This is a genomic window from Catenibacterium sp. (assembly GCF_052354645.1).
GTDB lineage: Bacteria > Bacillota_I > Bacilli_A > Erysipelotrichales > Coprobacillaceae > Catenibacterium > Catenibacterium mitsuoka_A.
In genome coordinates this window covers 1-5,120 of sequence record NZ_DAWDDM010000136.1, presented here as the reverse complement: position 1 = coordinate 5,120, position 5,120 = coordinate 1, and the positions used below count along the sequence as shown (strand labels likewise).

8 protein-coding genes are annotated in these 5,120 nt (G+C 34.7%); all 8 read left to right on the top strand.

The window, feature by feature from the left end; translation table 11 throughout:
• The first annotated feature begins 154 nt into the window (after nt 1-154).
• The 8 genes from ACT8VG_RS07025 (at nt 155) to dprA (ending at nt 4,996) form a co-directional block, all read left to right on the top strand.
• Complete coding sequence (locus tag ACT8VG_RS07025; protein WP_006504719.1) at nt 155-409, top strand: KH domain-containing protein; 255 nt, start codon at nt 155-157, stop codon at nt 407-409.
• 35 nt (nt 410-444) lie between these two features.
• The gene (gene rimM / locus ACT8VG_RS07020; RefSeq protein ID WP_117459900.1) at nt 445-948 is read left to right on the top strand and encodes a ribosome maturation factor RimM; all 504 of its coding nucleotides are present in this window, start codon (nt 445-447) and stop codon (nt 946-948) included.
• Nucleotides 938-1,654: a tRNA (guanosine(37)-N1)-methyltransferase TrmD gene (gene trmD, locus ACT8VG_RS07015; protein WP_187011971.1), complete on the top strand. Its 717-nt coding sequence runs from the start codon at nt 938-940 to the stop codon at nt 1,652-1,654. The genes rimM and trmD overlap by 11 nt, the downstream gene beginning before the upstream one ends.
• 115 nt (nt 1,655-1,769) lie before the next feature.
• Nucleotides 1,770-2,117 carry a 50S ribosomal protein L19 gene (gene rplS, locus ACT8VG_RS07010; RefSeq protein ID WP_117459905.1) on the top strand — a complete coding sequence of 116 codons (348 nt, stop codon included), beginning with the start codon at nt 1,770-1,772 and terminating at the stop codon, nt 2,115-2,117.
• Between the two features lie 37 nt (nt 2,118-2,154).
• The gene (lepB, locus tag ACT8VG_RS07005; RefSeq protein ID WP_444195490.1) at nt 2,155-2,682 is read left to right on the top strand and encodes a signal peptidase I; all 528 of its coding nucleotides are present in this window, start codon (nt 2,155-2,157) and stop codon (nt 2,680-2,682) included.
• A gap of 10 nt (nt 2,683-2,692) precedes the next feature.
• A complete protein-coding gene (gene ylqF / locus ACT8VG_RS07000; protein ID WP_444195489.1) occupies nt 2,693-3,553 on the top strand; it encodes a ribosome biogenesis GTPase YlqF in 861 nt (286 codons plus the stop codon).
• Nucleotides 3,546-4,181, top strand: a complete 636-nt coding sequence (locus tag ACT8VG_RS06995) for a ribonuclease HII (protein ID WP_217107205.1) — start codon at nt 3,546-3,548, stop codon at nt 4,179-4,181. Before ylqF ends, ACT8VG_RS06995 begins: the two co-directional genes overlap by 8 nt.
• A 65-nt stretch (nt 4,182-4,246) precedes the next feature.
• Nucleotides 4,247-4,996, top strand: coding sequence for a DNA-processing protein DprA (gene dprA, locus ACT8VG_RS06990; RefSeq protein WP_217107206.1), 750 nt, complete (start codon nt 4,247-4,249; stop codon nt 4,994-4,996).
• Nucleotides 4,997-5,120: the final 124 nt, after the last annotated feature.

Below are 5,120 nucleotides of genomic sequence, written 5' to 3'. Positions count from 1 at the left end.
ATCCAAGACAGAACCCAGCTAAGGTTTCTTTAAAGAAAGAAGAAATCTTAAAGTGGTTAGGTAACGGTGCTCAGCCTTCTGACACAGTTAAGAACATCCTTTCTAGAGAAGGCGTAATCAAAGAATTTGCTGAATCTAAGAAGGCTAAATAATTATGGATTACGTTAAGGCATTACAGGACATCTGTCTTGAACTTGTCAATGATCGTGATAAGTTAGAGGTTAGAGAAATGCCTTCATTAGATGATAATGCGATTGTTCTATATGTTTATGCATCACACGATGATATTTCTAAGTTAATTGGTAGAAAAGGTGTTATGGCTAATTCTATCAGACAGCTTATGTCTGTAAGTACACGTGGTATGCATAAGAGATTAGATATCAAATTTGAATCATATGGTGAGGAATAAAGGAAGTGTACACTTCCTTTTTTTTGGAGGTACAAATGGAACTTGTAGAAATTGGTAAAATCATTAATACATTTGGAATCAAGGGTGATTTAAAGATTGCTTCTTCAACTGATTTTGGAGAACAGCGCTTTGCCCCTGGCAGCCATATTCTTGTCAAAACACCAAGAGAATATCTTGATTTTGAAATCAGTAAGCATTATATCCATAAAGGTTTTGATATGATTGCATTTAAAGGTTATACAGATATTAATGAAGTAGAAAAGTATAAGGGGTGTATTTGTTATGCCCCTAAGGATACTTCTTTACTACCTGAAGGCATGCATTATATTTCTGATATTGTGGATTGTGAAGTTTATAATAATGGTACTTATATTGGTAAGGTGACTGATGTATATCAGGGTGCACAGGCTATTATTGGTGTAGATGTAAATGGTAAGAAGGTTATGATTCCTTATATTGATGCTTTTGTAAAGAATAAGGATATTGAACATAAGCGTATTGATGTCTCATTGATTGGAGGCTTCTTAGATGAAGATTGATGTTCTTTCATTATTTCCAGAGATGTTTGAAGGATTCTTGACAACATCTATTATTAAAAGAGCTATTGATAGTGGTCATGTAGAAGTAAAAATTCATGATTTTAGAGAATTTGCGACAGATCGTCATAAGAGTGTAGATGATACACCTTATGGTGGTGGACAGGGCATGGTGCTTATGTGTAAGCCTTTATTAGATTGTTTAAAGACAGTAGTCACAAAGGATTCACTTGTTATTTTAATGAGCCCTCAGGGTATGACACATCATCAGGCTTATGCTGAAGAATTAGCCCTTAATCAGAAACATATCGTGATCATCTGTGGTCATTATGAAGGCTTTGATGAACGTATTCGTGATTATGTAGATGTAGAACTTTCTATTGGTGATTATGTACTTACAGGTGGAGAACTTGGTGCGATGGTAGTGATGGATAGTGTGATCCGTTTACTTCATGGAGTAATCACTCAGGCAAGTCATGAAGATGATTCATTCTCTAATGGATTATTAGAATATCCACAATATACAAGACCTTATGAATATGAAGGCAGTAAAGTTCCTGATGTCCTCATAAGTGGTCATCATGAAAATATTCGTAAATGGCGTTTAAAGGAATCATTACGTAAAACAATGATCAAACGTCCTGATTTATTAGAAAAACGTTCATTTACAGAAGAAGAATTAGAAATTCTAAAAGAATTAAAAAAGTAATTGATTTATAAAAAAGACAGTGCTATAATAGCCAAGTCGTAAGACACAGAAGTTCCGCTGGTTATATATACGAATGAGCTTCCAAGACTAAATTTGTGTAGGAGGAAATGTTATAATGAACATGCAGTTAGTAAATGAAATTACTAAGAGCCAGATCAAGACTGATGTACCTCAGTTCAAAGCTGGTGACACTTTAAAAGTATTTGTAAAGATCCAGGAAGGTAATAAGACTCGTCTTCAGATGTTCGAAGGTGTTTGTATTGCTAAAAAGGGTTGCGGTATTGGTGAAACTTTCACTGTTAGAAAGATTTCTTACGGTGTAGGTGTTGAAAGAGTATTCCCAGTAAACTCTCCAATCATCGATCATATCGAAGTAGCTAAGGTTGGTAAAGTACGTAGAGCTAAATTACATTACTTACGTGGATTATCTGGTAAAGCTGCTAGAATTAAAGAAATTCGATAAGAGAATGGGGGCTTACCCCATTCTTTTTTTCTATATTATGAATAAATTAAAGAAGCTGTGTTTACCTGGTCTAGTGACTCTTATATTATGCTTATTTACTTTTATTGTTCTTCCTGTAAAGGTAAAAGGAACATCAATGATGCCTACTATTCATGATGGAGATTTTATCTTAATGACTGGAATTACATCACATAAGCAGATACACCGTTTTGATATCGTTGAAGTACGCAGCGCAGCATTAAAAGAAGATATCATTAAACGAGTGATAGGACTGCCAGGAGAAGAAATCAGCTATAAGAATGATCATTTATATATTGATGGTAAACTTGTAGAAGAACCATTTTTCAAACTTTCTTTTATACAGAAAGAAAAAAGAGAATTAGGTCTTACACAATATACAAGAGATTTTAAAATCAAGTTAAAGCATAATGAATATTTTGTTTTAGGGGATAACCGTCCTTTATCCTATGATTCAAGATATTTTGGACCTATTCATATAGAAGATATTCGTGCTAAAAATGGATATATCATTTATCCTATAAAACATATTAAGAGTAATGATTGAGGAGGAAATTATGGTAAAACAGATTCAGTGGTATCCAGGGCATATGGCTAAAGCCCAAAGAGAAATCGAAAGTAAAGTAAAGTTAGTAGATATTGTGATTGAACTTGTGGATGCACGAGCTCCTTTTTCAACACATAATCCAGAACTTGATTATATGATTAAAAATAAGCCACGCCTCTATATTCTTACAAAGAAAGATTTAGCTGATCCTAAGGCAACAGATGCATTAATTGCAGAGTTTAAAAGACAGGGCCATAGTGCTATTGCGGTTGACTTAAAGAACTTCAAGGAAGAAAATAAAATCGTTAATTTATGCCGTTATCAGTTAAAAGAAAAGCGTGAAAAAGAAGCAGCTAGAGGATTAAAACCTAAACCTATTCGTGCTCTTGTTGCAGGTATTCCAAATGTAGGTAAATCTACTTTTATTAATAAGATTGCGAAAAGAAAAGCTGCTGCAGTAGGAAATAAACCAGGTGTTACTAAGTCTCAGCAGATTATCCGTGTTGATAAGGACTTTGAACTTTTTGATACACCAGGTGGTCTAGAACATAAGTTTACAGATATCAATAAAGCGATGAATGTCGCATTATGTGGCTCTATTAAGATGGAAATACTTCCTCTTGATGATCTCTTTATTCATGCAATTGGTTATCTCGCAAAACATTATCCAGAAATGTTGAAGGAACGTTATAATTTGACTATTGATTTAGATTCTGATTGGGTATTACCAGTTTATGATCATATTTCAGATTATCGTCATATTAAGAAATTAAGAGGCGAAACAGATTATGACCGTGTTCAGGAAACGTTCTTTAATGACTTAAAGAATGCCTCTCTAGGAAGAATTACTTGGGAGTTAAGCGATGAATAATCAGGAACGTTTAAAATACGAGAATGAAGCCAGAGCTGCTGGTTATTCTAGAATATTAGGTGTCGATGAAGCAGGTAGAGGTCCTATGGCTGGACCGCTTGTTGTAGGTGGTGTTATCTTTCCAGAAGATTTCTATGATGAACGTATTAACGACTCTAAGAAACTCACAGAAAAGAAAAGAGAAGCACTCTATGACCTCATTATAGAGAATGCGCTTGCTTATCAAATAGAGGTTTTATCAGTAGAAGAAGTAGATACACTTAATGTCTATGAAGCCTCTCGTACTGGTATGAAACGTATTGTAGAATCATTAGAACCTGATTTTACATTAAGTGATGCAATGCCTTTAGGAGATATTCCTCATCTTTCTATTATTAAAGGAGATGCGAAAAGTCTATCTATTGGGGCTGCAAGTATTCTTGCGAAAGTGACTCGAGACCGCATCATGAAGGAATATGGTAAACAATATCCAGAATATGGCTTTGAAAAACATAAGGGTTATGTCACTAAGGCACATAAGGAAGCATTAGAAAAATATGGTGTGACTCCAATACATCGTAAATCTTTTGCGCCAGTACAGAAAGTACTGAATCAACAATTATCATTTGATTTTGAAGAGAAAGATTAAATATCTTTCTCTTTTTTGAGAAAAGAAGCCTCTTACAGGGAATAGATATAGTAGGAGGTGATTGTGTGGAAGATATTCTACTTTATTTTTCATTGAAGTATCATGGACAGTTTGATTTGATTTATAAGGCATTAGAACGTAAAGAACGTGTAGATGAATCATTAAAGAAAGAACTTTTTGCGACAATTAAGTGTTCTTATACGACTATTATTAGTGATGATTATCCACAGCATCTTAAGTTCATCAACTGTCCTCCATTTGTGCTCTATTATTATGGATCTTTATCATTGTTAGATAATGAATGTATCGGCGTAATTGGTAAGAGAGACTGCAGTGAGTATGGTGTCAGGGCAACACGTATTCTTGTGGAAGATCTTGTAAAACAGGGACTTGTGATTGTATCAGGTATGGCTAAAGGTATAGATGGTGTGGGCCATCGTACGGCTTTAAAATCTAATGGTCATACAGTGGCAGTACTTGGAAGTGGGATTGATTATCCCTACCCACCAATGAATAAGGAACTCTATGATCAATTAAAAAACGAACTTATTATTAGTGAATATCCAGGTCTTACCCCGCCTAGAAAGGACTATTTCCCTAAACGCAATCGTATTATTGCTGGACTCTCACAGAAACTTCTTGTCACTGAAGCAGATATTAAAAGTGGCACAATGATTACAGTTGGTTTTGCCTTAGAACAAGGCAAGGATGTCTTTGCGGTTCCAGGACGTATATATGACTGCAAAGGCTGTAATTCATTGATTCAGCAGGGCGCAAAGCTAGTTATGAGTGTAGAAGATATCTTAGAAGAATAGGAAGCGTTTCGCTTCTTATTCTCACTAATATGTTGACAAAATAAAAAAATCCCATATTATAAGGTGATGAAGGAGGGAACTATAAGTAACTGAATATATCGACCATTGTGTTTGAATGTGTTTA

What these genes read in the sequence shown, in the direction of transcription:
- rimM (WP_117459900.1), top strand. Translation starts at nt 445, where the DNA reads ATGGAACTTGTAGAAATTGGTAAAATCATTAATACATTTGGAATCAAG.
- rplS (WP_117459905.1), top strand. Translation starts at nt 1,770, where the DNA reads ATGAACATGCAGTTAGTAAATGAAATTACTAAGAGCCAGATCAAGACT.
- ACT8VG_RS07025 (WP_006504719.1), top strand. Translation starts at nt 155, where the DNA reads ATGGATTACGTTAAGGCATTACAGGACATCTGTCTTGAACTTGTCAAT.
- lepB (WP_444195490.1), top strand. Translation starts at nt 2,155, where the DNA reads ATGAATAAATTAAAGAAGCTGTGTTTACCTGGTCTAGTGACTCTTATA.
- trmD (WP_187011971.1), top strand. Translation starts at nt 938, where the DNA reads ATGAAGATTGATGTTCTTTCATTATTTCCAGAGATGTTTGAAGGATTC.
- ylqF (WP_444195489.1), top strand. Translation starts at nt 2,693, where the DNA reads ATGGTAAAACAGATTCAGTGGTATCCAGGGCATATGGCTAAAGCCCAA.
- ACT8VG_RS06995 (WP_217107205.1), top strand. Translation starts at nt 3,546, where the DNA reads ATGAATAATCAGGAACGTTTAAAATACGAGAATGAAGCCAGAGCTGCT.